This window comes from Stenotrophomonas sp. Steno-Z4 (assembly GCF_056393145.1).
On sequence record NZ_JBWJPC010000004.1, the window covers coordinates 18,497 to 42,782 of the forward strand.

A 24,286-nucleotide genomic window follows, 5' to 3' on the forward strand; every position below is an offset into this window, starting at 1 on the left:
TCAATATTCCACGGTATCGGGGGTGGCCACGCCATCGCTGCGGTAAGGCAGGAACAGGTCGACCAGGGTGCCGGCGCCATGCGCCGACTCGATCTTGAGGGTGCCGCCGGCGCTCTGCGCGCGCTCGCGCATGACGATCAGGCCCAGCCCGCGCGGGCCGTCGGGGTCGAAACCCTCGCCGTCATCGCGCACCTGCAGGTGCAGGCCATGGTCCTGCACGTCCTGCAGCCTCAGGTGCACCTGGCTGGCGCGCGCATGGCGCAGCACATTGGTCAGGCTTTCCTGGGCAATGCGGAAACAGGCCTGCTCGATCTCACCCTGCGGCCGTCGCGGCAGCGCCGCGATGTCGGCCAGCAGTTCGATCGGCGAGGAACGGAACAGCACCCCGGCCTGCCAGCGCAACGCCGCCTCCAGGCCCAGTGCATCCAGCTGCGGCGGGCGCAGCAGGGTGGAGATGTCGCGCAGCTTGCCCACCGTGGTGTCGGCCAGCTGGATGATCTGCTCCAGGTCCTCGCCGCGCCGTTGCGGATCGGCTTCATCCTGTGCCGCATACGCCGACAGCTTCATGGCGGTGATGGCCTGGCCGATATCGTCGTGGAGGTCGCGCGAGATCGCGCGGCGCTCGTCTTCCTGCAGCGAGAACAGGCGCCCGGCCATGGCCTGCAGCTCGCGGTTGCTGGTTTCCAGCGCCTCGCGGATGCGCTCGGGCTCGCTCAGGTCGCGCACGATCAACAGCTTGCAGTTGCGCCCGCCGTAACGGACCTCGCCCACCGCCAGGCCGGCCTGGAAACCTTCGCCGTCCAGCCGGCGCATGCCGATGACTTCACTGCCGCTGCTGGGCAGGGGAATGGTGGCGAACAGCTGCGCGCGGACCCGGGACAGGTCGGTGGCAGCCACCAGCGCCGACAGCGGCTCGCCCAGCAGCGTATGTTGCCCGTAGCCGAACTGGGCCGCGGCGCAGGCATTGGCATACAGCACGTGTTCGTCGGAGAGGATCACCACGCCGTCGGGCAGCACCCGGACCAGTTCGCGGAACTGCTCCTCACGCTCGCGCAGCAGGCGCCGCGAGTGTTCGCGCTCGGTGACATCCTGCAGGGTGCCCAGCACGCGCGGGCGCCCGGCGTCGTCGGTGCCGCTCTCGGCGCGCAGGTGGACCATCAAGGCGCGACCGTCCATGGCCAGCAGCGGCAGCAGTACGTCGATCTGCACCTGCTCACCCCGCATGTCCTGCAGCAGCTGTTCGCTCAGTGCGGCGGTGGACGGATCGGCCGGCACCAGCAGCTCGTCGAAGCGGTGCCAGCGCCGCGCTTCCGGTGGGCGCCGGCCCAGCAGGTGGTAGACCTGGTTGGAGTACTGGCCCATACCCGTGGCGGGGTCGACTTCCCACGCGCCGATCCGGGCCATTTCATGGGCTTCCTCGACACGGGCCAGGGCCTGGTCGCGGCGGCGCAGTGCCTGGTCTTCACGGGTCCGGTCGATGGCGATCAGCAGCCGTGCCGGGCGACCGGCGTAATCGAGGTAGTTGCTGCGCATTTCGATCCGCCGCGGGCTGCCGTCCTTCAACAGCAGGTCGGCGGTAAGCACGCACAGCTGGTCCGGCTGGGCCCGGATCTGCTCAAGCTTGGCGGCCAGGACTGCTTCGTCGCCCGGTGGCCACAGCGCGGTCATCGGCAGGGCAGTGAACTCCTCGCGCGTCCAGCCGAACAGGCTGCACGCGGCCGGGTTCACGTCCAGGATCTCCAGCGTGTCCAGGTCGTACACCAGGATCGGCCCGGGGTTGCCCTCGAACAGCTGCCGGTGGCGCTGCTCGGAGTGCTCCAGCTTCGCGTGGGTCTGCAGCACGTGGTGGGCCAGCGGGCGCAGCAGCAGGTAGATCAGCGCGCCGCTGAGGATGACGAAGAACGCCCCTTTGGCGGTCTGCCAGCGCGCGGCCGTGGCCAGGTCGGCGGTGAGCACCTGCACGGCGGCGTCGCTGCACAGGATCCAGACCAGCGCCAGCACCAGATAGCCGAGCACCACCCGCCAGCGATCGCGGCGCAGGGCCTGGGCGAGCGGGTGGTCACGACGGTGCGGTGCGGGCGGGCCGGGCGGGACGACAGGCATGGGGCGCGACGGGAAGGGGTTGGGTGGGCGGTCCATAGTAGTGGCTGGGACACCCCGGGCGCACGCGAGGCTCAACTATCGACCAGAACAGCCGCTAACGATTGCGTTCCCGGCTGTCGGGTGCGTTATCGGAGTCATACCGCGTGGACCAAGGCATCATCGCGAGTCTGCTGCAGCACCCCCTGGCCTCGGCCCTGGTCATCCTGGACCGGACCGGGCGCCCGCTTGCCGCCAATCCGGCCGCGCGCGAACATGGGTTGCCGGCTACCGTGGCGGCCTACGGCGAGCTGCTGGAAGACCTGCGGCTGCTGGCCGCCGATGGCGGCCTGGTGCCGTGCCAGCTGCCGGGTGGGCCCCGTGGACGCTTCGATGGCTGGATGCGCGCCGTGCACGACGCCGATGGCAACCTGCTGGCCTTCACCCTGAGCGTGCCCGAACCGGTGGCCGCCTACGCGGGCAGCCGCTGGGAAGTGGCGCTGGACCACGCCGGCCACGGTTTGTGGGACTGGGACCTGCCCAGCGACGCGGTGACCCGTTCGCAGCGCTGGCATGACGTGCCGGCCGGCGTGGACGAACACGCGGCGGCGGACGCCGGCCAGGCGCTGCTGGCGCCGGTGCATCCCGATGACCAGGCCGCGGTGCGCGCGGCGCTCGACGCGCACCTGCGCGGCGAAGGCGAGGTGTACACCGCCCAGTACCGCCTGCGCCATCCCGAAGGCGAGTGGCGCTGGGTGCTCGATCGCGGCCGCGTGGTGGCCCGTACCGTCGACGGACAGCCGCTGCGCATGGTCGGCACCCACACCGACATCCAGGCACAGAAACAGATGGAAGCCCTGCTGCTGGAGCAGCAGGTGCACCTGCGCGAGGCGCAGCGCATCGCCAGCATGGGCAGCTGGTCGTGGGACCCGGACAGCCGCCAGTTCTGGTGGTCGCCGGAGTTCCGGGCGCTGCTCGGCGTGGGCGATGCCCCGTTGAGCAGTCGCCGGCACTGGCTGCGCCTGCTGGAACCGCGTTCGCGCGGCCTGCTGCGGCAGGCCTGGCGGCGCATGCTGCGCGATGGCAAGCCCAGCACGCTGGCGCTGGAGCTGCCGCGCGGGAACGACAGCGCGCTGCACCTGCGATTGTGGATGCAGCCGCTGCTGGGCCCGGACGGGCGCATCCAGCGCCTGCTCGGCCAGGTCCAGAACATCACCGAACAGCACCAGACCGATGCGCTCATCCGCTGGCGGACCGAGCTGCTGAACCGGGTATCGGCGCTGGGCAGGATTGGCGGTTGCGAGATCGACGTGGCCACCCGCCACATGCAGTGGACCGAGGAGTGCTACCGCATCCACGGGCTGCGCAAGGAACCGATCACCCTGGACCAGGCGCTGGCGCTGTACACGCAGGATTCGCGCGATGCCTTCGAGGCCGCACTGGCGCGCATTGCCGCCGGCGGCCTGCCCGAACAGCTGGACCTGTGTTTCTACCGCCAGTCCGGGCTGCGCGTCTGGGTGCAGGTGCTGGTCGAGCTGGACCATCGCGACGGCCTGCCAACCCGCTTCGTGGTGCTGTTCCGTGACATCACCCGCGAACGCGAAGCCAACGAGCGGATCGAGCTGCTGGCCCATTATGACCTGCTCACCGGCCTGCCCAACCGCATGCTGCTGCGCGAGCAGACCGCCGACGCCATCGAGGAAGCGCGCGATCGCGGCGCGCCGTTGGCGATGCTGTTCATCGACCTGGATGGTTTCAAGACCATCAACGACACCTTCGGCCACGCCACCGGCGATGCGCTGCTCAAGGCAGCGGCGGCGCGGCTGCACCAGAACCTGCGCAACGCCGACCTGTTCGGGCGCTTCAGCGGCGATGAGTTCATCGTGGTGCTGCGCGACCTGGCCGACCCGGAAGATGCCGGGCACGTGGCGCGCAAGCTGATCGCATCGCTGGCCGAGCCACTGCAGCGCGGTGACACCACCTTGAAGGTGGGCGCCAGCGTGGGCATTGCGATGCTCGACGAAGGACGCACCGATTTCGATTCCCTACTGCGCGCAGCCGATGCGGCCATGTATGCCGCCAAGGAAGCGGGCCGCAATACCTACCAGTACTACAGCCAGGACGCGCTGCTGCGGATCCAGCGCAAGCTGGAGATCGAGCACGCGCTGCTGGGCGCCATCGAGCGCGAAGAATTCAGCCTGGCCTACCAGCCGCTGCTGCATGCGGCGCAGGACCAGCCGCCGGCCATCGAGGCGCTGCTGCGCTGGCACCGCCCGGGGATTGGCTACTGCAGTCCGGCCGAGTTCATTCCCATTGCCGAGAAGTGCGGCGAGATCGTGCGCATCGGCGACTGGGTGCTGGCCGAAGCCTGCCGCCAGGCAGCCGCCTGGGACCGGGCAGGGCTGGTGTTCGACCGGATAGCGGTGAACGTATCGGCCGTGCAGCTGCGCGACCGCGGCTTCGCCGAGCGGGTGATCGACATCTGCCACGCCCATGGCTGGGCACCGCAGCGGCTGGAACTGGAGCTGACCGAATCGGCGCTGATCCGCGACACCGACGTGCTGCGGCATTGTTTTGATGTGCTGGAGCGGCACGGCGTGCCGCTGGCGGTGGACGACTTCGGTACCGGCTTCTCCAACCTGCACTACCTCAACCGTTTCCCGGTGGGCCGCCTGAAGATCGACCGCAGCTTCGTGCAGGGCATGCTCCACGATGCCGGTACCGCCGAGGTGACCCAGGCCATCGTGCACCTGGGCCACGCCCTGGGCATGAAAGTGGTGGCCGAAGGCGTGGAAACCGAGCAGGAAGAAGCGATGCTGCGCCGCCAGGGCTGCGATGAGATCCAGGGCTACCTGTATTCGCGCCCGCTGACCCCGCGTGACCTGGCCCAGTGGCTGAAGCACGGTGGCGGACAGATGCAGGCGATTCCCGCCCAGGCGGGTGACGCGTTGCGGATTCCGGTCGCCCCCTGAAGGGGCGTGGGCCGGCCAACGGCCGGCGCTACCGCTGTCCGTTGCCCGTTGATGATCCCGATGCCGTCGTGTCCATGACCGTTGACCGGCCTGTGGTGGGTTGATTCCGATCCACGGATTGTTACGGGCTCATCGGGACCCGTATCAACCAATCCTTTCTCCGCTCCATCCCAGGTCCCACGCCAATCCCGCCAATGCGGGATCCAGCGGCGTTGCCGCCGGTGCCGTCGCCATCATTCCCGCCAGTTCCCGTTGCGCCTGTTGTTCCAGCGCCGCCAACAGCGCACGCCCGCTCTTCGGCACTACGGGCGCCAGAGCAGGGGGCATGACGTCGCCCGCAGCGTCGGGCGACGCGCCGTTACCGGCAGGAATCAATTGGGAGGGGGCGGCGTTCAACAACATGCGGCAGTCTTCAGCAGATGGGTCAGGGCGCTACACGCACGAAAGCCCCGGCAATGCCGGGGCCCTCGTGGAATGCCGTTGCCGGCACGAATGGCGGGTCAGAACAGTTCAACCGCACCGGCTGCCATGCTCTGCTGGCTCACTGGCTTGTGCGGCGGGCGTTCCCATTCGCTGCGCATTTCGCGCAGGCGGTTGCCGGTACGCTGCAGCGCGGTGGCCACTTCGGCATCGAACACGCCGCCGTTACGGTGCAGCAGCTCCTGCAGGCCGACCGCTTCACGGTTGATCGAGGTCAGGCGGTCCAGGTGGGTGTGCACGCCGCCCAGGGCCTGGGTGGCGATGTCCTCGAACTGCAGGGCGCGCACGGCTTCGGCCACGCTGCTGTCGATGGCACGGCCGCACTCGGAGATCTCGCGCATGCCTTCGCCCAGCGACGCATTGATCTGCGCCACGTTGTCGAGCATGGCCGCCGCTTCGTGACGCGCTTCGCGGGAGCGGTCCATGTCCCGCGAGGCCATGTTGGACACCGTCTCGCGGACCTTGGCGATGGCGTCCTTGGAGCTGTGCGCCAGCTTGCGGATCTGCTCGTTGAAGGTGGTGGAACGCTCGGAGAGGTTGCGCACCTCGTCGGCCACCACTGCGAAGCCGCGACCGGCTTCACCGGCACGGGCTGCTTCGATGGCCGCGTTCAGCGCCAGCAGGTTGGTCTGGTCGGCGATCGACTTGACGTCTTCCAGCAGCGCGAAGATGCCATCCAGGTGCTGCGCCATCTGGTCGATGTGCTGCACGGTGTTGCTGCTCTGGCCGCTGACCTGTTCCAGCGCTTCCACCAGCTGTTCCATGCGGTGGCTGGCGTGCTGGGCGAAGCGGGCCACGTCGACGCCGGCGCCGCCGTCTTCACCGGCGCGGTCGACGATCCGGGCCAGTGCCTGGCTCTGCTGGCGGGACTTGCGGTTCATGGCATCGAAGCTGCCACCCAGGCCGGCCACGGCCTGGCGGATCAGGTCACGGGCGCGTTCGATTTCGCCACGCGAACCGTCGATTTCGTTGCCGACGAACGAGCGCAGCTCGGTCAGCAGCTGGTCCTGTTCCCGCATCATGCGGGCATGCTCGGGCGAGCGCTGGGTCTGGGCGCGGGCGGTCCACCACGCGAACCCCAGCCAGCTGAGCGTCATCGTGGTCAGGATCGCCCAGCGCAGGGCGGCCGGCCATTCAAAGCCGATGGCGAAGGGAAGCAGCAGGGTCAGGACCAGGGGGGCGGCCAGACTAGTGAAGAGGCGTGAGTACATGGACGTTCTCGGGGAGGTGCACGGATGATGTATCGGCCGTACCCCCGTTTGCTTTAGGCATGGCGCACTTTTTTGTGCGCCGGCAGGTGACGACCGTTGGTCGTGAGCCCGTCCCGGTAGGTGACGACCGTTGGTCGTCACTCCTTTCCGTCAGCGAAGCTGACGGTCAACAGCGTCAATCATCGCCTTGCGCGAGATCAGGAAATCCCAGTACTGGCCGCCGGTCTGGCGCCACAGCACCGCCGAACGCACCGCCGCCAGCAGCAGCGCGCGGATCTCGGCCACCACCCCGGCCTGGCCCAGGTAGTGCGGGTTGCCCTGGACCATCACCCGCGGTTTGAGGTGGCTGATGGTGTCGGCATACAGTCCGCCCAGGCTGGACAGCACGTCCGGGTGGGCGCTGTCGTTCAGCTCGGCGGCCTGGCGCTGGGCACGGGCGATGCCCTGGCTGACCTGCTCGACCACGGCGTCCTCGCGCACGAAGCGGCGCTCCAGCTGCAGCACGGCCAATGCCAGCCGCGGCAGGATCTCGTCCTGGCCCTGGTTGCGGAAATAGTTGTGCAGCAGGCGCAGGCCCGGGGCCAGGTTGGCGGCGCTGCCGTAGATGGCCTGCGGGCTGTCAGCGTCGATCCGGAACACGCTGTCGATGGCGGTGCGGACCACGCTGGCCTCGGAATGGCCGGTTTCGGCGATGCGGCGCACCTGCTGCAGCGCCTGGGCGATGCCAGCCAGGGCAAGGACGCGGTCGTCGACGGAAAAACTCATGCAGCAGATACCTCGAAGGGGGAAGGGGCGGTGCGCAGGCGCTGCTCCAGCGGCGCATCGGTGGCGGCGATCACCGCGCCACCCAGGCAGACCTCGTCGTCATACAACACCAGGGATTGCCCGGGGGTGACGGCACGCTGTGGCCGCGCGAAACGCACGTCCACGCTGCCATCGTCGCGCACCCGCACCGTGCAGGGCTCGTCCGGCTGGCGGTAGCGGGTCTGCGCGGTGCACTCGAATTCGCGCGCAGGCGGTGCGCCGGCGATCCAGTGGGCAATTTCCGAATGCAGGCGGGTCGACTGCAGCCACGGGCTTTCCCGGTCCTGGTCCACGTACAGCACGTTGCTGGCCACGTCCTTGCCCACCACGTACCACGGGGCCGCTGGGCGGCCCCGCACGCCGCCGATGTTCAGGCCTTCGCGCTGGCCCAGGGTGAAATAGAACACCCCGGGGTGCTCGGCGATGCGGTTGCCGTCCGGGTCCTGGATCTCACCGGTACGCGCCGGCAGGTAACGGCCCAGGAACTCGCGGAAGTCCCGCTCGCCGATGAAGCAGATGCCGGTGGAGTCCTTCTTGGCGTGGGTCGGCAGGCGCGCATCGCGGGCAATGCGGCGCAGGTCGTTCTTCTGCAGGTCGCCGATCGGGAACAGGGTGGCGGCCAGCTGGGCCTGGCCCAGCTGGTGCAGGAAGTAGCTCTGGTCCTTGCTGCGGTCGGCACCGCGCAGCAGTGCCCAGCGCCCGCCCACCTGGGCCACGCGGGCGTAGTGGCCGGTGGCGATGCGTTCGGCGCCCAGCTCGCGGGCCGCGTCCAGGAAGTGCTTGAACTTCACTTCGCGGTTGCACAGCACGTCCGGGTTGGGGGTGCGCCCGGCCGCGTATTCGGCCAGGAAGTGTTCGAACACGCCCTGCCAGTATTCGCTGGAGAAGTCGCGGAAGTGGAACGGAATGTCGAGCAGGCCGCACACGGCGACCGCATCGCGGCGGTCGTCTTCGGCGCGGCAATCGCCGCTGCCGTCGTCGGCCCAGTTCTGCATGAACAGCCCGGCCACCGGCTCGCCCTGCTGGACCAGCCGCCAGGCGGCCACGGACGAATCCACGCCGCCGGAAACGCCGACCATGATGCGCGGGGTGCTCATGCAACCTCCTTCACGATCAACAACGGGTGGCGCTGGCCGGCCAGGAAGTCGGCAACGACCTCCCAGACCAGCGGACTGCGCAGCCGCGAGGGCTCGGCCTGCAGCTCGGCCGGGTCCAGCCACAGCGCGCGCAGGATGCCGGTGTCCAGCGGTCGGGCCGGGTCATGCGAGATCGGCTCGGCCGCGTAGGCGAAGCGCAGGAACGGCGTGCCGTCGGGCGCGGTCCACTGGTAGGTGCCGATGAAGGCGGTCAGCCGCACCGTCCAGCCCGATTCTTCCAGGGTCTCGCGCACGGCGGCGGCGGCCAGGCTTTCGCCCGGCTCCAGGTGCCCGGCCGGCTGGTTGAGCACCGCGCGGCCGTCGATGGCTTCTTCCACCAGCAACAGGCGCCCGTCCCGCACCACCACGGTGGCCACGGTCACGTGCGGCGCCCAGCGCAGGTCCTGCACTTCGTTCACGTCAGTATTCGTCCGTTCCAGTCAGTTCAAGTTCCATCGCATCGGCGGTGTTCATCGCCGCTTCGATGGCCTCGCTCAGGGCGTCCGCGCTGGCGTTGGCATCCACCTTCACCACGAACATGGCCAGCTGCTCCTGCTTCACCCAGCCGCCCAGCTTGGCATCCTGGGAGTCTTCCAGCAGGCGGTTGGCCACCGCGGCGGAGAACTGCTTGCCCGGCGCGTTGTAGCCCGGCGACCAGATCTCGCGGATGCGGTGCTTGCCGTACTCTTCCACGGCCGAGCGCACGAACACCAGCTGGGTGCGGTCGCCTTCGACGTCGAACACCAGCTTGTAGTCGCCGTCCTCGTCGACCTCGTAGGGGTACTTCAGCGTATCCAGTACGCGGCCGACGGCCTTGTCGGGCGTTGCGGCCTGGGCCCCGAACACGGTGGCGGTCAGCAGCAGCGCGGTGGCGATCCTTTTCATGAAATCCCTGTGAAAGTATGTATCCATGAGTGGATTGTGACGGGGGCAGGGGGCCAACGTCCAATCCGGGCGGTGCGGCGTCTATAATGTCCCGATGCCCCGCGAGCCCTCCCAAGAACCCCATCACGACCACGGCGTAGCGCTGGAACCAGCCCGCCCGGAGGTCGCGCCGCCGCCGTTCTACCAGGTGATGCTGCTGAACGACGACTACACCCCGATGGACTTCGTGGTGACCGTGCTGCAGCACTTCTTCTCGATGGATCTGGAAAAAGCCACCCAGGTGATGCTCAACGTGCACACCCGTGGCCGTGGCGTGTGCGGTGTGTTCACCCGCGAGGTCGCCGAATCGAAGGTGGCCCAGGTCAATGAGTTCTCGCGCATGAACCAGCATCCGCTGCTGTGCACGATGGAAAAAGCCGGATAACAAGGCGTTCCCGCCGCCCCGGTTGATTGATCCAGGCCCCAATGGGCCCATCACGATTCGTAGCGCCGGCCGTTGGCCGGCCCACGCATGGCCGTTTTCGGGCCCCATGCCCGTCCATGAAGGAAAGAGCGCCGGGGACCGCCAAGGGGGCGGGGCGCCTTGCAACGGGTCGATGACGTCGCCATCACGGGTCGGCAGCCAATGCTGGTGGTGTCTGGGGCATGATCGCGCAAGTGATAACGCCATCTGAACGCACCGATCCAGTAGGGTGATGGAAATTGTGCAGGTAGGCCGCATATTGTTCTCAACTGCCGCCGGAGTAGAACATGTTCAGTAAAGACCTCGAACACACCATCGGTCAGTGCTACAAGCGCGCCCGTGAGGCCCGCCATGAGTTCATGACGGTGGAACACCTGCTGCTGGCACTGCTCGACAACCCGTCCGCCCAGGCCGTGCTCAAGGCATGCGGGGCCGACGCCGACCGCCTGCGCCAGGAGCTGGAGCAGGCCATCGAGGCCTCCGTCTCGCGCCTGGCCGAAGATGACGGCCGCGACACCCAGCCCACCCTGGGCTTCCAGCGCGTGCTGCAGCGGGCCGTGTACCACGTGCAGTCCTCGGGCAAGAAGGAGGTCACCGGCGCCAACGTGCTGGTGGCGATCTTCGGCGAAAAGGACTCCCATGCGGTCTATTACCTCAACCAGCAGGACGTGACCCGGCTGGATATCGTCAATTACCTCTCCCACGGCATCGCCAAGCTGGGCGAGGAGGGCGAAGTGCCGCCGTCGTCGGACGCTGAAGGGCGCGCCGAGGGTGCCGATGGCGAAGGCAAGGGCGATGCCCTGGCCGAGTTCGCCAGCAACCTCAACGAAGCGGCGCGCAACGGCCGGATCGACCCGCTGGTCGGCCGCCGCGACGAAATCGAGCGCACCATCCAGGTGTTGTGCCGCCGCCGCAAGAACAACCCGCTCTACGTGGGCGAGGCCGGCGTGGGCAAGACCGCCATTGCCGAAGGCCTGGCCAAGCGCATCGTGGAAGGTACGGTGCCCGACGTGCTGGCCGATGCGGTCATCTACTCGCTCGACCTGGGCGCGCTGGTGGCCGGCACCAAGTACCGCGGCGATTTCGAGAAGCGCCTGAAGGGCGTGCTGACCGCGCTGAAGAAGATGCCCAACGCGGTGCTGTTCATCGACGAGATCCACACCATCATCGGTGCCGGGTCGGCGTCGGGCGGCACCATGGACGCCTCCAACCTGATCAAGCCGGCGCTGGCCTCCGGTGAGCTGCGCTGCATCGGCTCCACCACCTTCCAGGAATACCGCGGCATCTTCGAGAAGGACCGTGCGCTGGCCCGGCGCTTCCAGAAGATCGACATCGTCGAGCCGACCGTCGGTGAAACCTACGAGATCCTGCAGGGCCTCAAGCCCAAGTACGAGGCGCACCACGGCGTGACCTATGCCGATGACGCGCTGCAGGCGGCGGTGGACCTGTCGGTGAAGCACATCGGCGACCGCCTGCTGCCGGACAAGGCCATCGACGTGATCGACGAAGCCGGTGCCCGCCAGCGCCTGCTGCCGGAGGGCGAGCGCAAGGAGCTGATCGACATCGAGGAAATCGAAACGATCGTGGCCAAGATGGCGCGCATTCCGGCCAAGCAGGTCAGCGCCACCGACAAGGACGTGCTGCAGCACCTGGAGCGCAACCTGAAGATGGTGATCTTCGGCCAGGACCCGGCCATCGAGACCCTGTCCTCGGCGATCAAGCTGGCCCGTTCGGGCCTGGCCAATCCGGAAAAGCCGATCGGCAACTTCCTGTTCGCCGGCCCCACCGGCGTGGGCAAGACCGAGGTGACCAAGCAGCTGGCGCTGCAGCTGGGCATCGAGCTGGTGCGCTTTGACATGAGCGAGTACATGGAGCCGCATTCGATCAGCCGCCTGATCGGTGCGCCCCCGGGCTATGTCGGCTTCGACCAGGGTGGCCTGCTCACCGAAAAAATCGTCAAGACCCCGCACTGCGTGCTGTTGCTGGACGAGGTGGAAAAGGCCCACCCGGACATCTTCAACATCCTGCTGCAGGTCATGGACCGTGGCGTGCTCACCGACACCAACGGGCGCGAAGCCAACTTCAAGAACGTGGTGCTGGTGATGACCACCAACGCCGGCGCGGCGCAGGCCTCGCGGCGGTCGATCGGCTTCACCCGGCAGGACCACGCCACCGATGCGATGGAGATCATCCGCAAGAGCTTCACGCCGGAATTCCGCAACCGCCTCGATGCGGTGGTGCAGTTCCAGCCGCTGGGCTTCGAGCACATCCTGCGCGTGGTGGACAAGTTCCTGATCGAGCTGGAAATGCTGCTGCAGGAAAAGCACGTCAGCCTGTCGGCCACCCCGACCGCGCGCGACTGGCTGGCCCGCCACGGCTTCGACCCGCTGATGGGTGCCCGCCCGATGGCGCGGGTGATCCAGGACAAGGTCAAGCGTCCGCTGGCCGACGAGCTGCTGTTCGGCAAGCTGGTCAATGGCGGCCGGGTCAGCATCGATGTGCGCGACGACGAGCTGTTCGTCGAAGCGCAGGCCGAGCCGGAGCGGCTGCTGCCGGCAACGGTCGAATGACCGGCAGGCCACGACCGTTGGCCGTGGCTCCTTGAACGCAAAAACGCCCCGGATGGGGCGTTTTTGTTGGGCCCCGCTCAGCGCTTGGCGCGGGATGCGAACGCCTCTGCGCTGATCGGCTCAAGCCGGGCGACATCGCAGCTGCCGGTGTCGGTGCGCAGCTTGCTGGCGCGTGCCCCGCACAGCTGGCCCTCGTTGCTGGGGGTGGCAAACTCCAGCTTTCGCGAGAAGCTGGCCTGGCTGCAGCTGTTCTGGAAATGGACGATGTAGTGATCGGTGCCGTTGCGCAGCAGGATGCTGCGATCGGCGCCCTTGCGGACCAGCTGCTGGTCGCTGGACAGGGTGATGCAATCGGAGGCCGCCGGGGTGGCGGCAGCTGGCGCAGTCTGCGCCGATGCCGTAGCGGCTGCGCTGGAAACAACCAACAGGCAAAGCGCGATCAGGGTCTTCATGGCGGGGGCCAGTGGGTCACGATCCGGAGTGGACCGTAGACCACAGTGCCTGCGTTCGGTCGGTGGCGAATCTGCATCAAGGCAGGCTGACTGATGTCAGGGTGCCGTGGGGCAGGGTGACTGCCGGCACGGTGGGCGCAGCTGAATGGCGCCCACGCAAAAAGGCCAGCGCAGGGCCGGCCTTTGATCGCGTCTTCCGGAGAAGCCGCCCTGCCGCTTACTTCATGCGGTAGGTAATGCGACCCTTGGTCAGGTCGTAGGGCGTCATTTCAACCTTGACACGGTCGCCCGTCAGGATGCGGATGTAGTTCTTGCGCATGCGGCCGGAGATGTGGGCGATGATTTCATGCCCATTTTCCAGTCGAACGCGGAAAGTGGTGTTCGGCAGCGTCTCGCTGACGGTGCCTTCGAACTCGATGGAGTCGTCTTTCGACATGTAGTCCTGTGCAGTTCTATAAACGGCCGAGCTGGCCTTAAGAGCGGGCATTTTACGCGCATCTCCCCCGGGATGCAAAGATTGCGTTAACCGTCCGCCTCAGGCCAATGATGCGGCGGAAACGTCGCCAAACCGCTCCGTCCACCCCCCGGGCGGCGCTGCGACCTGCACCTGCTCCCGCACCACCCCCAGAAACCGCTCCCGCGGCCAATGTTCGGCGCCCATCCGCAGCAGGTGGTCGTTTTCCACCTGTGCATCGATCAATGGCCACCCCCACGACGACAGCCGGTGGGCCAACCCGGCCAGCGCCACCTTGGAGCCGCCGCTGGCCGCGCTGAACATGCTTTCGCCGAAGAACATCCGGCCGATGGCCACCCCGTAGATCCCGCCCACCAGCCGGTCGCCGTCCAGCACCTCGATCGAGTGGGCGAAGCCGAGGGCATGCAGCGCCACATAGGCCTCGATCATGTCACGGGTAATCCAGGTCCCGTCCTGCCCGGGGCGCGGGCTGGCCGCGCAGGCCTCGATCACCTCGCGGAAGCGGGTATCGGCACGCAGCACCCAGCTGCTGGCGCGCAGGCTGCGGCGGAAGCGCGAGGACAGGTGGACGCCCTCGGTGCGGAACACCATGCGCGGGTCCGGTGACCACCACAGCAGCGGCTGGCCCTGCGAGAACCACGGAAAGATGCCGCCGGCGTAGGCATTGAGCAGGCGCACCGGCGAGAGGTCGCCGCCAAGTGCCAGCAGGCCATCGGGATCGCGCAGCGCGGTTTCGCCCGGCGGGAAGGGGGCGTCCGGCCGGTCGTCCAGTCGCCAGGGCAGGTGCCGGCTCATGCGGACTCGACGGCCTTGAAGGGGGTGTGTTCGGCCAGCAGCTGCGCATAGCGCTGCACTTCCTCGCGCTCCTGCGCGCACCAGCCTGCGAGAGCGGCGGCGAACGCGGGCTCGGCCAGCCAGTGCCGGCTGCGCACCGGGTGCGGCAGGAACCCGCGCGCCAGCTTGTGCTCACCCTGCGCGCCGGGCTCGAAACGGGTGAGCCCTTCGCGCAGGCAGTACTCGATACCCTGGTAGTAGCAGGTTTCAAAGTGCAGGCCGGGCAGGGTGGCGCCGCCCCAGTAGCGCCCGTACAGGGTGTCGCCACCGCGCAGGCACAGCGCGCCGGCGATCGGCTGGCCCTCCAGCATGGCCAGGAAGATCACCAGCTGGCGCGGCATTGCCGTGGCCAGGTGCTGCAGGAAGGGCAGGGTCAGTGCTGGCGAGTTGCCGTACTCAGTGAAGGTCTGCAGGTAGAAGTCGTGCATGGCCTGCAGGTCGGCGTCGGTGGCTTCATCGCCGTGCACGATCCGGTAGCTCACCCCGGTGCGGGCCAGCTTGGCGCGCTCCTGGCGGATGTTCTTGCGGTGCTTGTGGTCCATCGCCGCCAGGAAGCTGCTGAAGTCGGTCCAGTCGCCCGGGTTGTGCCACTGGAACTGGATGTCTTCGCGCAGCAGCCAGTCCGGCCCGAACGCGGCGTCGTCTTCAGCCAGGTGGAAGTTCACGTGCGCCGACGACCAGCCCATGCGGGCGACCTCGGCGCGCAGGGTCTCCACCAGCGTGCGAGCGGTTTCCGCATCCTTCGCCAGCAGGCGCGGCCCGCTCACCGGCGAATACGGAACTGCGCCCAGCCACTTCGGGAAATACGCCAGCCCGTGGCGGGCATAGGCGTTGGCCCAGGCGTGATCGAACACGAACTCGCCATGCGAGTTGTCCTTCAGGTAACCCGGTACCGCCCCGATCAGCTGGCCGCTCTCCCACAGGGTGAAGTGGCGTGGCCGCCAGCCCCATTCCGCACGCAGGCAGCCGTGTTCCTCCAGCCCCTGCAGGAACGCATGACTGACGAACGGGTTGCGGCCGTCGTGCAGCGCATCCCAGTCGGCGGCGGGCAGGTCGGTGAGGCGATGAAGGAAGCGTATATCGGGCATGGCTGAAGGATAGGGCAGGCCGATGGAAAACGGGGTGTTTTAGGCAGCGTTGATCGGCTTGCGGTAACCGATAAGAAAGTCGTTCAGTAAACGCCGGGAAGCGTGCGTTGGCGCGCGTTCGTGTGGCCTTGAAGGGAGGAGATTTCGCTGGCGCATCCGGAGATGCGTCAACTACCTTCAAGGAGAAACGGAAATGGTAAGTAAGGGCCTACAGTTGTTCGCGGTGGGTTGCGGGATTCTGCTTGCTGCTGGTGTCGTTGATTCACAGGCTGCGCCCGTGCCTGGCGGCAATGGCCACCCAATCGAATCGAAAGATGAGGCTACGCAGACTACCTGGTACGTCGATGCCGAGCTGATCCACCTGCTGGAGAAGGAGGCCTCGAGGAAGGTATCTGCGTACATCCAGGCAAAAGGTCGGCTGAGCGTGGTTGATGTCAAGGTGTCCATCAACATGAAAGACAGGATGATCATTGCCGACATTGGTAAAGGATTCCTGCCCAAACCCGATGAGGGTGAGATGTTCTTCCAGGAGCTGGCGGTAACGCTCCGTTACCTTGCGGAGCAGACAGGTTTATCCATCATTGGCGTAGACTTCCACTTTCAAGGAAAACCGCTCAAGCACTATTACCCGGAAGAGCTAGCCGTTCCGCCACGTGCGCGTGCCAGTGCCCGGAACCAGTCCGTACTGGTTTCCGCAAGCCATGGATTGATTCGCGTGCATCCGTCGCAACGGTGGGAGTTTCAGCGCCCCGACGCGTTCGGATTCCGGGAAGACATGATCACCCCGCCGTACGGAGATGCACTGGCGCGGCTGCTTCAGGAGCGGAGTGGGTTGGCAGTCAGCCGTGCGCGGAGTCGATCGCTGGAGCTGCATTCCGAATCCAGCCAGCCGTGGGAGCAGATGTCCTCCCGATATCATCTCAAAGCGTTGTTGCCTGATCGTGGGGATATCTGGAACTCACTCCCGGACAACACGGACAGCGACCGAGAGGTTAAGGAAGACATTCGGGTCCGCCCGCTCTATGCCAATGATCTGGGTGTTGCCGGGATGATTAGCCTGCATACCAATGGCCACGAACGCAGTGACGTTCGGGGCGTAGAGGTGTTCTACCACGGCGACAAGCCGGACGACCGGCCATTGGCTGAGCGCGTCCTGTGCGGGATGCGGGAGGTGATTCGGGCGCAACCCGGCTATGAAGACTTTCCTGTCCGGCAGGCCGCCACTCCGGGCCGGCATGGTGAGAACAGAATTGGCACCATGCCGTCTGTGCTGGTCGAGATCGCGTATCACTCCAATCCCGATGACTCGGCTGCACTGCAGGATCCCGTGTTCCGCGAAGCTTCCATGAAGGGAGTCGAGAAAGGCTACAGGCTGTTTCGCGAGGGCAAGGACTGCACGCCTTTAGCCTTGAGGAAGATCGATCGCGTTACCGTCCCAGCCAGCGGTGCGGCGGAGACCGACGTTCATTTCGAAGGCAATCCACAGTTCCCGGTGACACTCAGCTTCACGCCGGTGTACTGCACCGAGCCGGGCGCCTGCAGGGCGGAAGTGAAGACGGTCACGGAAGCCTCCGCGTCGCCCATCAAGGCGAGGATGACCTGCGAAGGGAGCGGCTATGGCATGGTCAACTGGAGCACGGTCATGCGCGATGCCGATGGCGTCACTTCCGGCCCCGTCGAGCACTGGATGACATGCCAGGGCGGTGGTTGATCCGCCAGCGCATCAGGACGGTTGGGTGCAAAAAGGCCGGCGCATTGCGCCGGCCTTCGGAAACAGATTGAAGTTCAGGCAGCCGTAGCATGCAACTGCACGCCGAGGGCGCGCGTCACCTTCAGGATCGTGGCGAAATCCGGGCTGCGATCGCCGGAGAGGGCGCGGTAGAGGCTCTCACGTGAAACGCCCGCGTCGCGCGCGACCTTGCTCATGCCTTGGGCGCGGGCAATATCACCGAGCGCCTTGGCGATGAATGCGGAGTCGCCGTCACTTTCCATGATGCAGGCATCCAGGTACGCGGCCATTTCCTCTGGGGTGCGCAGGTGCTCCGCAACGTCGAACCTTTCTACCTTTGTCTTCTTCTTGGCTGTCATGTCGCTGTAGCTCCGGTAGTTTCGTTGCGCGGTTCTCTTCTTCTTCCGTATGGCGTCATAAATTGCGAGCCAGCTCCTTCGCTTTTTCAATGTCTTGCTGCTGGGAGCCCTTATCGCCGCCGACCAGAAGAATAATGAGCCGGTTGCCTCGCTGTGTGTAGTAGACGCGATAACCGGGGCCTGCATCTACGCGCAGCTCAGCTATTCCGCCGCTTAGATTGCGGTGGTCGCCGGGATTGCCGTTGGCAAGCCGGCGAATGCGGGCGAGGATCCTTGCACGACCTGCGACGTCCTTGAGGGCATCCATCCATGCTGCGAATTGGTCGGTTCGCTGTAGCTCCATCGTAAAAGTGTAGCCTGCGGGCTACACAATGTCCATCTCCCCACGTCCTGCGATCTCAAAACGAAGAAGGCCGGCGCTGGGCGCCGGCCTTCCTGGGGTGCTTCAGGCGCCGCCGATCAGCTCAGCTCGCCCTTCGCGTCCAGGTAGCGCTCCGCGTCCAGCGCGGCCATGCAGCCGAAGCCGGCCGAGGAGATGGCCTGGCGGTAGTGCTGGTCGGCCACGTCGCCGGCGGCGAACACGCCTTCCACCGAGGTCTGGGTGGCGTTGCCGCCCAGGCCGGAGCGGATGTCCAGGTAACCGTTGTTCATGGTCAGCTGGCCTTCGAACAGGCTGGTGTTCGGGTGGTGGCCGATGGCCACGAAGAAGCCGTGGGCGTCGATGTCGCGGGTGCTGCCGTCCAGGGTGGACTTCACGCGCACGCCGGTGACGCCGGCTTCGTTACCCAGCACTTCGTCCACCTGGTGGTGCCACACGGTCTCGATCTTGCCCGAGGCGACCTTGGCGAACAGCTTGTCCTGCATGATCTTTTCCGCCTTCAGGGTGTCGCGGCGGTGGACCAGGTAGACCTTGCGGGCGATGTTGGAGAGGTACAGCGCCTCTTCCACGGCGGTGTTGCCGCCGCCGACCACGACCACGTCCTGGTCACGGTAGAAGAAGCCGTCGCAGGTGGCGCAGGCCGACACGCCGCGGCCCTTGAAGGCCTCTTCGGTGGGAATGCCCAGGTACTTGGCGGTGGCGCCGGTGGCGATGATCAGGGCGTCGCAAGTGTACTCGGCGCTGTCGCCGATCAGCTTGAACGGGCGCTGGGTCACATCGGCGGTGTGGATGTGGTCGAAGATCACTTCGGTCTCGAAGCGCTCGGCGTGGGCCTGCATGCGCGCCATCAGATCCGGGCCCATCAGGCCATGGGCGTCGCCCGGCCAGTTGTCCACTTCGGTGGTGGTCATGAGCTGGCCGCCCTGCTGCAGGCCGGTGATCACCACCGGGTTCAGGTTGGCGCGGGCGGCGTAGACCGCGGCCGTCCAGCCGGCCGGGCCGGAACCGAGGATGACGAGCTTCTGGTGGCGGGAAGGCTTGGAATTGCTCATGTAGACTCGCAAAGAGATGATGGGGCGGGGCGCTGGGGAAAGATTGCCCGGCGTCCAAGACAGGTCATAGAGTGGCGGCAGGGGTCGCCCGATTCAAGGCGAGCGGTGGAACGGCGCAACCCAGCCGGTGGTGGTTGGCGTGCCGTCAGTCGTTTATTATCAAGCACTAACAGTGCATTCCCAAGGTCTGGTCTAAGGTGGCGAAACAGGTCCCGGAACGATCCAAGTCTCCCGACGGCAAAGCGGCGTCGCGCCGTGCTGCGGCTGCGGCGCCGGTCGAAAATCCCCGTCGGCAGCGCCTGTGGCGCGACCTCGGCCTGATCGCGATCGCCCCGGCGTTGCTGTATCTGGTCGCCAGCCTGTTCACCTATTCGGCAAGCGACCCGGGCTGGTCGCACACCGGCAGCGTGGTGGCGCCCATCCACAACATGGGCGGCCGGGTCGGCGCCTGGGTGGCCGATGTGCTGCTGCAGCTGTTCGGTTACATGGCGTTCCTGCTGCCGATCGTGCTGGGCGCGCTGGCGTGGTTCGCCATGTTCGGGCTCAAGCGTGAGAGCAAGGGCGAGCACGACCTGGACCCGGCGCTGCGGCTGGTCGGCCTGGTCGGCTTCCTGATTGCCGGCACCGGCTTCCTGCACCTGCGGCTGTTCAGTGGCGATGTGGGCCATGCCGGCGGCATCCTCGGCCGGCTGGTGGGCAATTCGCTCAGTGCCGGGTTCGGCGCGCTCGGCGCGAACCTGTTCGTGCTGGTGCTGCTGCTGGCTTCGATCACCTTGGCCACCGGCATTTCGTGGTTCGTGGTGATGGAGAAGATCGGCCGCGCGGTGCTGGCGCTGCCGCCGCTGCTCAGCAAGAAGAAGGAACAGGCCACCGAGTGGCAGCAGACCCGCGCCATGCGCGAAGAACGCCAGGAAGTGCGAAAGGTGGACGCCGAGGTGCGCGCCAAGCGCGAGCCGGTCAAGATCGAACCGCGTCCGGAGCCGGTGCTGGAAAAGAGCGACCGCGCCAAGCGCGAAACCCAGATTCCGATGTTCCGCGGCGTCAATGGCGATGGCTCGGACCTGCCTCCGCTGGCACTGCTGGATGATCCCAAGCCGCAGCCCAAGGGTTACGACGAGGAGACGCTGGAAACGCTGTCGCGCCAGATCGAGTTCAAGCTCAAGGACTTCCGCATCGACGCGCAGGTGGTCGGCGCATATCCCGGCCCGGTGATCACCCGCTTCGAGATCGAGCCGGCACCGGGCATCAAGGTCAGCCAGATCAGCTCGCTGGACAAGGACATCGCCCGCGGCCTGTCGGTCAAGTCGGTGCGCGTGGTGGATGTGATTCCGGGCAAGTCGGTGGTGGGTCTTGAGATCCCCAACGTCACCCGCGAAATGATCTACCTGTCCGAACTGCTGCGCTCCAAGGAGTACGACAAGTCGGCCAGTCCGCTCACCCTGGCGCTCGGCAAGGACATCGCCGGCCGCCCGACCGTGGCCGACCTGGCGCGCATGCCCCACCTGCTGGTGGCCGGTACCACCGGCTCGGGCAAGTCGGTGGCGGTCAACGCCATGGTGCTGAGCCTGCTGTACAAGGCCTCGCCCAAAGACCTGCGGATGTTGATGATCGACCCGAAGATGCTCGAACTGAGTGTCTACCAGGGCATTCCGCACCTGCTGGCGCCGGTGGTCACCGACATGAAGGAAGCCGCCAACGGCCTGCGCTGGTGCGTGGCCGAAATGGAACGGCGCTACAAGCTGATGAGCGCGGTGGGCGTGCGCAACCTGGCCGGCTTCAACAAGAAGGTCAAGGACGCCGAAGACGCCGGCCAGCCGTTGATGGACCCGCTGTTCAAGCCGAACCCGGAGCTGGGCGAAGCCCCGCGCCCGCTGGAGACGCTGCCGTTCATCGTCATCTTCATCGACGAATTCGCCGACATGATGATGATCGTCGGCAAGAAGGTCGAAGAGCTGATCGCGCGCCTGGCACAGAAAGCGCGTGCGGCCGGCATCCACCTGATCCTGGCCACCCAGCGTCCGTCGGTGGATGTGATCACCGGCCTGATCAAGGCCAACATCCCGACCCGCATCGGCTTCCAGGTCAGCTCCAAGATCGATTCGCGCACCATCCTGGACCAGTCCGGCGCCGAAACGCTGCTGGGCCACGGCGACATGCTGTACCTGCCGCCCGGCACCGCATTGCCTGACCGTGTGCACGGTGCGTTCGTTTCCGACGAGGAAGTGCACCGCGTGGTCGAACACCTCAAGGCCAGCGGCCCGGCCGACTACATCAGCGGCGTGCTGGACGAAGTGCAGATGATGGGCGATGGCGTGGTGGTGGGTGCCGGTGGCCTGCCCGAGTCCAGCGGCGCGGCGGGGGATGAATCGGATCCGCTGTACGACGAAGCAGTGCGGATCGTGACCGAAACCCGGCGTGCCTCGATTTCCGGCGTGCAGCGCCGGCTGAAGATCGGCTACAACCGCGCCGCGCGCCTGATCGAAGCCATGGAGATGGCCGGCGTGGTCAGCCCACCCGAACACAACGGCGACCGCAGCGTGCTTGCGCCGCCCCCGCCGAAGTAACGCCGGAACCGCAATGATCCGCATGACATGGATGACCGCGTGCGCGCTGGCGTTGGCGCCCCTGCTGGTGTCGGCCCAGGCGGTCGCCCCGGCCGGGGTTCCGGCGCCTGCGATGGCGCCGGCACCGGCCCCGCCGGCCGCCCCCAGCGATACCCAGGCCAGCAACAACTTCAGCTTCGTCAGCTACCGCGCCGATTACGTGGTGCGCGCTGACGCGGGCAACGTGCAGACCGAGTCCTACGACATCCTGCTCAAGACCAAGGCGGCGGTGGAGCAGTTCAGCCAGGTGCGGCTGAGCTACAGCGAGAAGATGGAAACGCTGGAGGTGCTGTCGGCCTACACGCTGACCGCCGACGGCCAGCGCCGTGACGTGCCGGCCGACCGCATCTACACCCAGGAGAGCTACTCCAGCGCCGCGGCGGCCATGTACGCCGACCGCAAGGTGCGGGTGGTGGTGTTCCCCAACCTGGCGCCGGGTACCCGGGTGGTCTACCAGACCCGCCGCACCCAGACCCAGCCGTACTTCCCGGGCTACTTCAGCCTGTGGGAAACCTTCAGCGGGTTCTCGCAGTACGACGATGCGCAGGTCACCCTGAGCGCGCCGGCCTCCCTGCCGATGTACGTGCAGCAACGGGGCGTCCAGGGCAGCCAGAAACCCGTCATCCGGAACGGGCAGGCGAGCTGGGCCTGGCGCTACCGCCGGCCGGACCCGATGCCGGTGCAGATCTGGACCGCGGCGCCGTGGGAGTTCAGCCCGACCATCATGGCCAGCACGTACCGCGACTGGGCGCAGGTGGCGCAGGCCTACCAGCTCAAGGGCGGCGAGGCGGCACGGGTGACCCCGGGGGTCCAGGCGCTGGCCGACGAGGTCACCCGCGGCATCGTGGACCGCCGTGAACAGGCTGCCGCGCTGTACCGCTGGGTGTCGCAGAACATCCGCTACGTGGCGGTGTACCTGGGTAACGGCGGGCTGGAGCCGAACCCGGCGCAGAGCATCCTCGACAACCACTACGGCGACTGCAAGGACCATGTGGTGATCCTGGAAGCGTTGCTGGCCGCGCGCGGCATCGACAGCACCCCGGTGCTGATTGGTGCTGGCGGCGGCCCGACCCTGCCGGACATTCCCCTGCTGGGGCGGTTCAACCACGCCATCACCTACATCCCCGAGTTCGACCTGTACCTGGATTCCACCAGCGCCTATGCGCGCTTTGGCCAGCTGCCCGACGCCGACCTCGGCGCGCCGGTGCTGCATACGCGCCAGGCCAGGGTGGCACGCACCCCGGCCAACGATGCCGCGCGCAACGGCAGCGGCTTCGAGGTGACCTTCCGCTTCGACCCTGACGGCAACCTGCAGGGCCAGACCGTGCCCCAGACCCGCGAAGTGGGCGAGATCGGTATGCGCGGCGCGTTCGCCCGGCTCAACGCGCAGAACCGGGCGCGGGTGGAGGAATCGATCATGGCCTCGTCCGGCTTCGACGGCAGCGGCACGCTGACCCTGTTGGGCGACCCGCAGGACCTGACCCGGCCGTTCAACTACCGCTACGATTTCCACGCCCGTGATTACGTCGATTTCGGCGTGGTCGGTGGCATGGTGCTGCCGGACCCGCCCGGTGGTGAGTCGTTCCGTGACATCTACACCACCACGTCGGCGCCGGACAACGCCACCCCGTTCTACTGCAACGACACCCTGCGCCAGGAAACCTACCGGCTGGAGTTCCCGGCCGGGGTGCCGATCGTGGCGATGCCCCGCAACCAGCAGTTCCGTAATGCGGCCGGGGAGTACGCGCTTGAGTGGCGCCGCGAAGGGCAGGCCATCGTCGCCCGCCACCGCCTGCACCAGAACGCGGTGCGCGGCGCGGATGCGCTGTGCCAGCCGGACGACTATGCTGCGTTCCGCGAGCTGTACCAGCAGGTGCGGCGCGGCTTCCGTGGGCAGGTGGTCTACGGCGACCTGCGCACGGTGCAATCCGTCCCCTGACCCCCCATTCAGGATGACCTCGGCACACTGCCGGCCATCCTTACCACCTTCATTGGATACCAGTATGCAGAGCACTTTCCGCCGCTGTCTTGTCGCCGCCACGCTGGTCTGCGCCAGTGTCGGGTCGGTGTCTGCCTGGGCCGGCGCCCGCGATGAGCTGACCACGTTCACCAAGGGCCTGAAAGGCCTGGACGGCAAGTTCGAGCAGAAGGTGTTCGACAGCAAGGGCAAGGTGAAGGAAACCACCAGTGGCAGCGTGGCGTTGTCGGTGCCGAACCAGTTCCGCTGGGAGTACAAGGTGCCGCACGAGCAGCTGATCATTGCCGACGGCAGGAATGTGTGGGTGTACGAGCCGGACCTGCAGCAGGCGACCAAGCGGGTGCAGGGCGCCGAGGAACAGAACAGCCCGTTGATCGCGCTGATCACCCCGGCGCTGCTGGAAAAGCAGTACGACGTCAGCGAAGAGGCCGCGCCGCGCGATGGCCTGCAGTGGCTGTCGCTGACCCCGAAGCGTGAAACCGAAACGTCATTCCAGTACGCCGCGCTGGGCTTCAACGCGCAGGGCCTGGCCCGCATGGAAGTGACCGATGCGGTAAACCAGCGCACGGTGATCTCGTTCAAGGACTGGAAGCGGAACCCGGCGTTCCCGAAAACCACCTTCACGTTCACGCCGCCGAAGGGCACCGACGTCATCGGCAACTGAGCGTAGCCGGGCAGGGCCCGGCGCTGCGTCATTCGGTCATACAATAGTGGCGTGGCCAGAAACCGAACGACAT

General features: G+C 66.9%; 21 protein-coding genes. 7 read left to right on the forward strand and 14 right to left on the reverse strand.

All coding sequences use genetic code 11. The features are described from left to right. The gene (locus AC06E7_RS10895) at window positions 1-2,103 is read right to left on the reverse strand and encodes a sensor histidine kinase (RefSeq protein ID WP_478064642.1); all 2,103 of its coding nucleotides are present in this window, start codon (window positions 2,101-2,103) and stop codon (window positions 1-3) included. Between the two features lie 143 nt (window positions 2,104-2,246). On the opposite strand from AC06E7_RS10895, the gene AC06E7_RS10900 reads away from it, so the two are divergent. Beyond that, a complete protein-coding gene (locus AC06E7_RS10900) occupies window positions 2,247-5,051 on the forward strand; it encodes a bifunctional diguanylate cyclase/phosphodiesterase (protein ID WP_478064644.1) in 2,805 nt (934 codons plus the stop codon). Between the two features lie 144 nt (window positions 5,052-5,195). Here AC06E7_RS10900 and AC06E7_RS10905 read toward each other — a convergent pair whose 3' ends face one another. The 6 genes from AC06E7_RS10905 to AC06E7_RS10930 all read right to left on the reverse strand — a co-directional run bounded on the left by AC06E7_RS10905 (window position 5,196) and on the right by AC06E7_RS10930 (window position 9,567). Beyond that, entirely contained in the window at window positions 5,196-5,453 is a 258-nt protein-coding gene (locus AC06E7_RS10905; RefSeq protein WP_478064645.1) for a hypothetical protein, read from the reverse strand. 98 nt (window positions 5,454-5,551) lie between these two features. Then, window positions 5,552-6,742: a methyl-accepting chemotaxis protein gene (locus AC06E7_RS10910; RefSeq protein WP_068851775.1), complete on the reverse strand. Its 1,191-nt coding sequence runs from the start codon at window positions 6,740-6,742 to the stop codon at window positions 5,552-5,554. A 150-nt stretch (window positions 6,743-6,892) separates the two neighbouring features. Then, complete coding sequence (gene hflD, locus AC06E7_RS10915) at window positions 6,893-7,507, reverse strand: high frequency lysogenization protein HflD (RefSeq protein ID WP_184123689.1); 615 nt, start codon at window positions 7,505-7,507, stop codon at window positions 6,893-6,895. Further along, on the reverse strand, window positions 7,504-8,643 hold the full coding sequence (gene mnmA, locus AC06E7_RS10920) for a tRNA 2-thiouridine(34) synthase MnmA (protein ID WP_478064647.1): 1,140 nt from the start codon (window positions 8,641-8,643) through the stop codon (window positions 7,504-7,506). Before mnmA ends, hflD begins: the two co-directional genes overlap by 4 nt. Next, a complete protein-coding gene (locus AC06E7_RS10925; protein ID WP_282245181.1) occupies window positions 8,640-9,101 on the reverse strand; it encodes an NUDIX hydrolase in 462 nt (153 codons plus the stop codon). Before AC06E7_RS10925 ends, mnmA begins: the two co-directional genes overlap by 4 nt. Window position 9,102: 1 nt before the next feature. Then, entirely contained in the window at window positions 9,103-9,567 is a 465-nt protein-coding gene (locus tag AC06E7_RS10930; RefSeq protein ID WP_068851783.1) for a hypothetical protein, read from the reverse strand. 94 nt (window positions 9,568-9,661) lie between these two features. Here AC06E7_RS10930 and clpS point away from each other — a divergent pair, with 94 nt between their 5' ends. Further along, entirely contained in the window at window positions 9,662-9,991 is a 330-nt protein-coding gene (clpS, locus tag AC06E7_RS10935) for an ATP-dependent Clp protease adapter ClpS (RefSeq protein WP_068851786.1), read from the forward strand. Between the two features lie 326 nt (window positions 9,992-10,317). Next, window positions 10,318-12,600 carry an ATP-dependent Clp protease ATP-binding subunit ClpA gene (gene clpA / locus AC06E7_RS10940; protein WP_068851788.1) on the forward strand — a complete coding sequence of 761 codons (2,283 nt, stop codon included), beginning with the start codon at window positions 10,318-10,320 and terminating at the stop codon, window positions 12,598-12,600. 77 nt (window positions 12,601-12,677) lie between these two features. On the opposite strand, the gene AC06E7_RS10945 is transcribed toward clpA, so the two are convergent. The 4 genes from AC06E7_RS10945 to AC06E7_RS10960 all read right to left on the reverse strand — a co-directional run bounded on the left by AC06E7_RS10945 (window position 12,678) and on the right by AC06E7_RS10960 (window position 15,449). Then, window positions 12,678-13,052 carry a hypothetical protein gene (locus AC06E7_RS10945; RefSeq protein ID WP_068851791.1) on the reverse strand — a complete coding sequence of 125 codons (375 nt, stop codon included), beginning with the start codon at window positions 13,050-13,052 and terminating at the stop codon, window positions 12,678-12,680. Window positions 13,053-13,269: 217 nt separating this feature from the next. Then, window positions 13,270-13,488 (reverse strand): translation initiation factor IF-1, encoded by a 219-nt coding sequence (infA, locus tag AC06E7_RS10950; protein ID WP_005409596.1) that lies wholly within the window; start codon window positions 13,486-13,488, stop codon window positions 13,270-13,272. A 99-nt stretch (window positions 13,489-13,587) separates the two neighbouring features. Continuing rightward, window positions 13,588-14,322: a leucyl/phenylalanyl-tRNA--protein transferase gene (aat, locus tag AC06E7_RS10955; RefSeq protein ID WP_478064649.1), complete on the reverse strand. Its 735-nt coding sequence runs from the start codon at window positions 14,320-14,322 to the stop codon at window positions 13,588-13,590. After that, window positions 14,319-15,449 (reverse strand): GNAT family N-acetyltransferase, encoded by a 1,131-nt coding sequence (locus AC06E7_RS10960; RefSeq protein ID WP_478064651.1) that lies wholly within the window; start codon window positions 15,447-15,449, stop codon window positions 14,319-14,321. The genes aat and AC06E7_RS10960 overlap by 4 nt, the downstream gene beginning before the upstream one ends. A gap of 193 nt (window positions 15,450-15,642) precedes the next feature. Between AC06E7_RS10960 and AC06E7_RS10965 the strand changes: the two genes are divergently transcribed. Next, window positions 15,643-17,160: an N-acetylmuramoyl-L-alanine amidase family protein gene (locus AC06E7_RS10965; protein ID WP_478064653.1), complete on the forward strand. Its 1,518-nt coding sequence runs from the start codon at window positions 15,643-15,645 to the stop codon at window positions 17,158-17,160. Window positions 17,161-17,234: 74 nt separating this feature from the next. Here AC06E7_RS10965 and AC06E7_RS10970 read toward each other — a convergent pair whose 3' ends face one another. The 3 genes from AC06E7_RS10970 to trxB form a co-directional block, all read right to left on the reverse strand. Then, window positions 17,235-17,537: an addiction module antidote protein gene (locus AC06E7_RS10970; RefSeq protein WP_093536697.1), complete on the reverse strand. Its 303-nt coding sequence runs from the start codon at window positions 17,535-17,537 to the stop codon at window positions 17,235-17,237. Between the two features lie 55 nt (window positions 17,538-17,592). Continuing rightward, window positions 17,593-17,880 (reverse strand): type II toxin-antitoxin system RelE/ParE family toxin, encoded by a 288-nt coding sequence (locus AC06E7_RS10975; protein ID WP_093536695.1) that lies wholly within the window; start codon window positions 17,878-17,880, stop codon window positions 17,593-17,595. Between the two features lie 116 nt (window positions 17,881-17,996). Beyond that, window positions 17,997-18,968, reverse strand: coding sequence for a thioredoxin-disulfide reductase (gene trxB / locus AC06E7_RS10980; protein ID WP_478064655.1), 972 nt, complete (start codon window positions 18,966-18,968; stop codon window positions 17,997-17,999). A 197-nt stretch (window positions 18,969-19,165) separates the two neighbouring features. Here trxB and AC06E7_RS10985 point away from each other — a divergent pair, with 197 nt between their 5' ends. The 3 genes from AC06E7_RS10985 (at window position 19,166) to lolA (ending at window position 24,213) form a co-directional block, all read left to right on the forward strand. Continuing rightward, entirely contained in the window at window positions 19,166-21,532 is a 2,367-nt protein-coding gene (locus tag AC06E7_RS10985; RefSeq protein WP_068851802.1) for a DNA translocase FtsK, read from the forward strand. A gap of 112 nt (window positions 21,533-21,644) precedes the next feature. Further along, window positions 21,645-23,510 (forward strand): DUF3857 domain-containing protein, encoded by a 1,866-nt coding sequence (locus AC06E7_RS10990; RefSeq protein WP_478064943.1) that lies wholly within the window; start codon window positions 21,645-21,647, stop codon window positions 23,508-23,510. Window positions 23,511-23,574: 64 nt separating this feature from the next. Further along, on the forward strand, window positions 23,575-24,213 hold the full coding sequence (gene lolA, locus AC06E7_RS10995) for an outer membrane lipoprotein periplasmic chaperone LolA (RefSeq protein ID WP_093536691.1): 639 nt from the start codon (window positions 23,575-23,577) through the stop codon (window positions 24,211-24,213). Window positions 24,214-24,286 lie beyond the last annotated feature (73 nt).

Coding starts and splice junctions, on each gene's coding strand:
- AC06E7_RS10895 (WP_478064642.1), bottom strand. CDS start 2,103: ATGCCTGTCGTCCCGCCCGGCCCGCCCGCACCGCACCGTCGTGACCAC.
- AC06E7_RS10905 (WP_478064645.1), bottom strand. CDS start 5,453: ATGTTGTTGAACGCCGCCCCCTCCCAATTGATTCCTGCCGGTAACGGC.
- AC06E7_RS10910 (WP_068851775.1), bottom strand. CDS start 6,742: ATGTACTCACGCCTCTTCACTAGTCTGGCCGCCCCCCTGGTCCTGACC.
- hflD (WP_184123689.1), bottom strand. CDS start 7,507: ATGAGTTTTTCCGTCGACGACCGCGTCCTTGCCCTGGCTGGCATCGCC.
- mnmA (WP_478064647.1), bottom strand. CDS start 8,643: ATGAGCACCCCGCGCATCATGGTCGGCGTTTCCGGCGGCGTGGATTCG.
- AC06E7_RS10930 (WP_068851783.1), bottom strand. CDS start 9,567: ATGAAAAGGATCGCCACCGCGCTGCTGCTGACCGCCACCGTGTTCGGG.
- clpS (WP_068851786.1), top strand. CDS start 9,662: ATGCCCCGCGAGCCCTCCCAAGAACCCCATCACGACCACGGCGTAGCG.
- clpA (WP_068851788.1), top strand. CDS start 10,318: ATGTTCAGTAAAGACCTCGAACACACCATCGGTCAGTGCTACAAGCGC.
- AC06E7_RS10945 (WP_068851791.1), bottom strand. CDS start 13,052: ATGAAGACCCTGATCGCGCTTTGCCTGTTGGTTGTTTCCAGCGCAGCC.
- infA (WP_005409596.1), bottom strand. CDS start 13,488: ATGTCGAAAGACGACTCCATCGAGTTCGAAGGCACCGTCAGCGAGACG.
- aat (WP_478064649.1), bottom strand. CDS start 14,322: ATGAGCCGGCACCTGCCCTGGCGACTGGACGACCGGCCGGACGCCCCC.
- AC06E7_RS10960 (WP_478064651.1), bottom strand. CDS start 15,449: ATGCCCGATATACGCTTCCTTCATCGCCTCACCGACCTGCCCGCCGCC.
- AC06E7_RS10965 (WP_478064653.1), top strand. CDS start 15,643: ATGGTAAGTAAGGGCCTACAGTTGTTCGCGGTGGGTTGCGGGATTCTG.
- AC06E7_RS10970 (WP_093536697.1), bottom strand. CDS start 17,537: ATGACAGCCAAGAAGAAGACAAAGGTAGAAAGGTTCGACGTTGCGGAG.
- AC06E7_RS10975 (WP_093536695.1), bottom strand. CDS start 17,880: ATGGAGCTACAGCGAACCGACCAATTCGCAGCATGGATGGATGCCCTC.
- trxB (WP_478064655.1), bottom strand. CDS start 18,968: ATGAGCAATTCCAAGCCTTCCCGCCACCAGAAGCTCGTCATCCTCGGT.
- AC06E7_RS10990 (WP_478064943.1), top strand. CDS start 21,645: ATGGCGCCGGCACCGGCCCCGCCGGCCGCCCCCAGCGATACCCAGGCC.
- lolA (WP_093536691.1), top strand. CDS start 23,575: ATGCAGAGCACTTTCCGCCGCTGTCTTGTCGCCGCCACGCTGGTCTGC.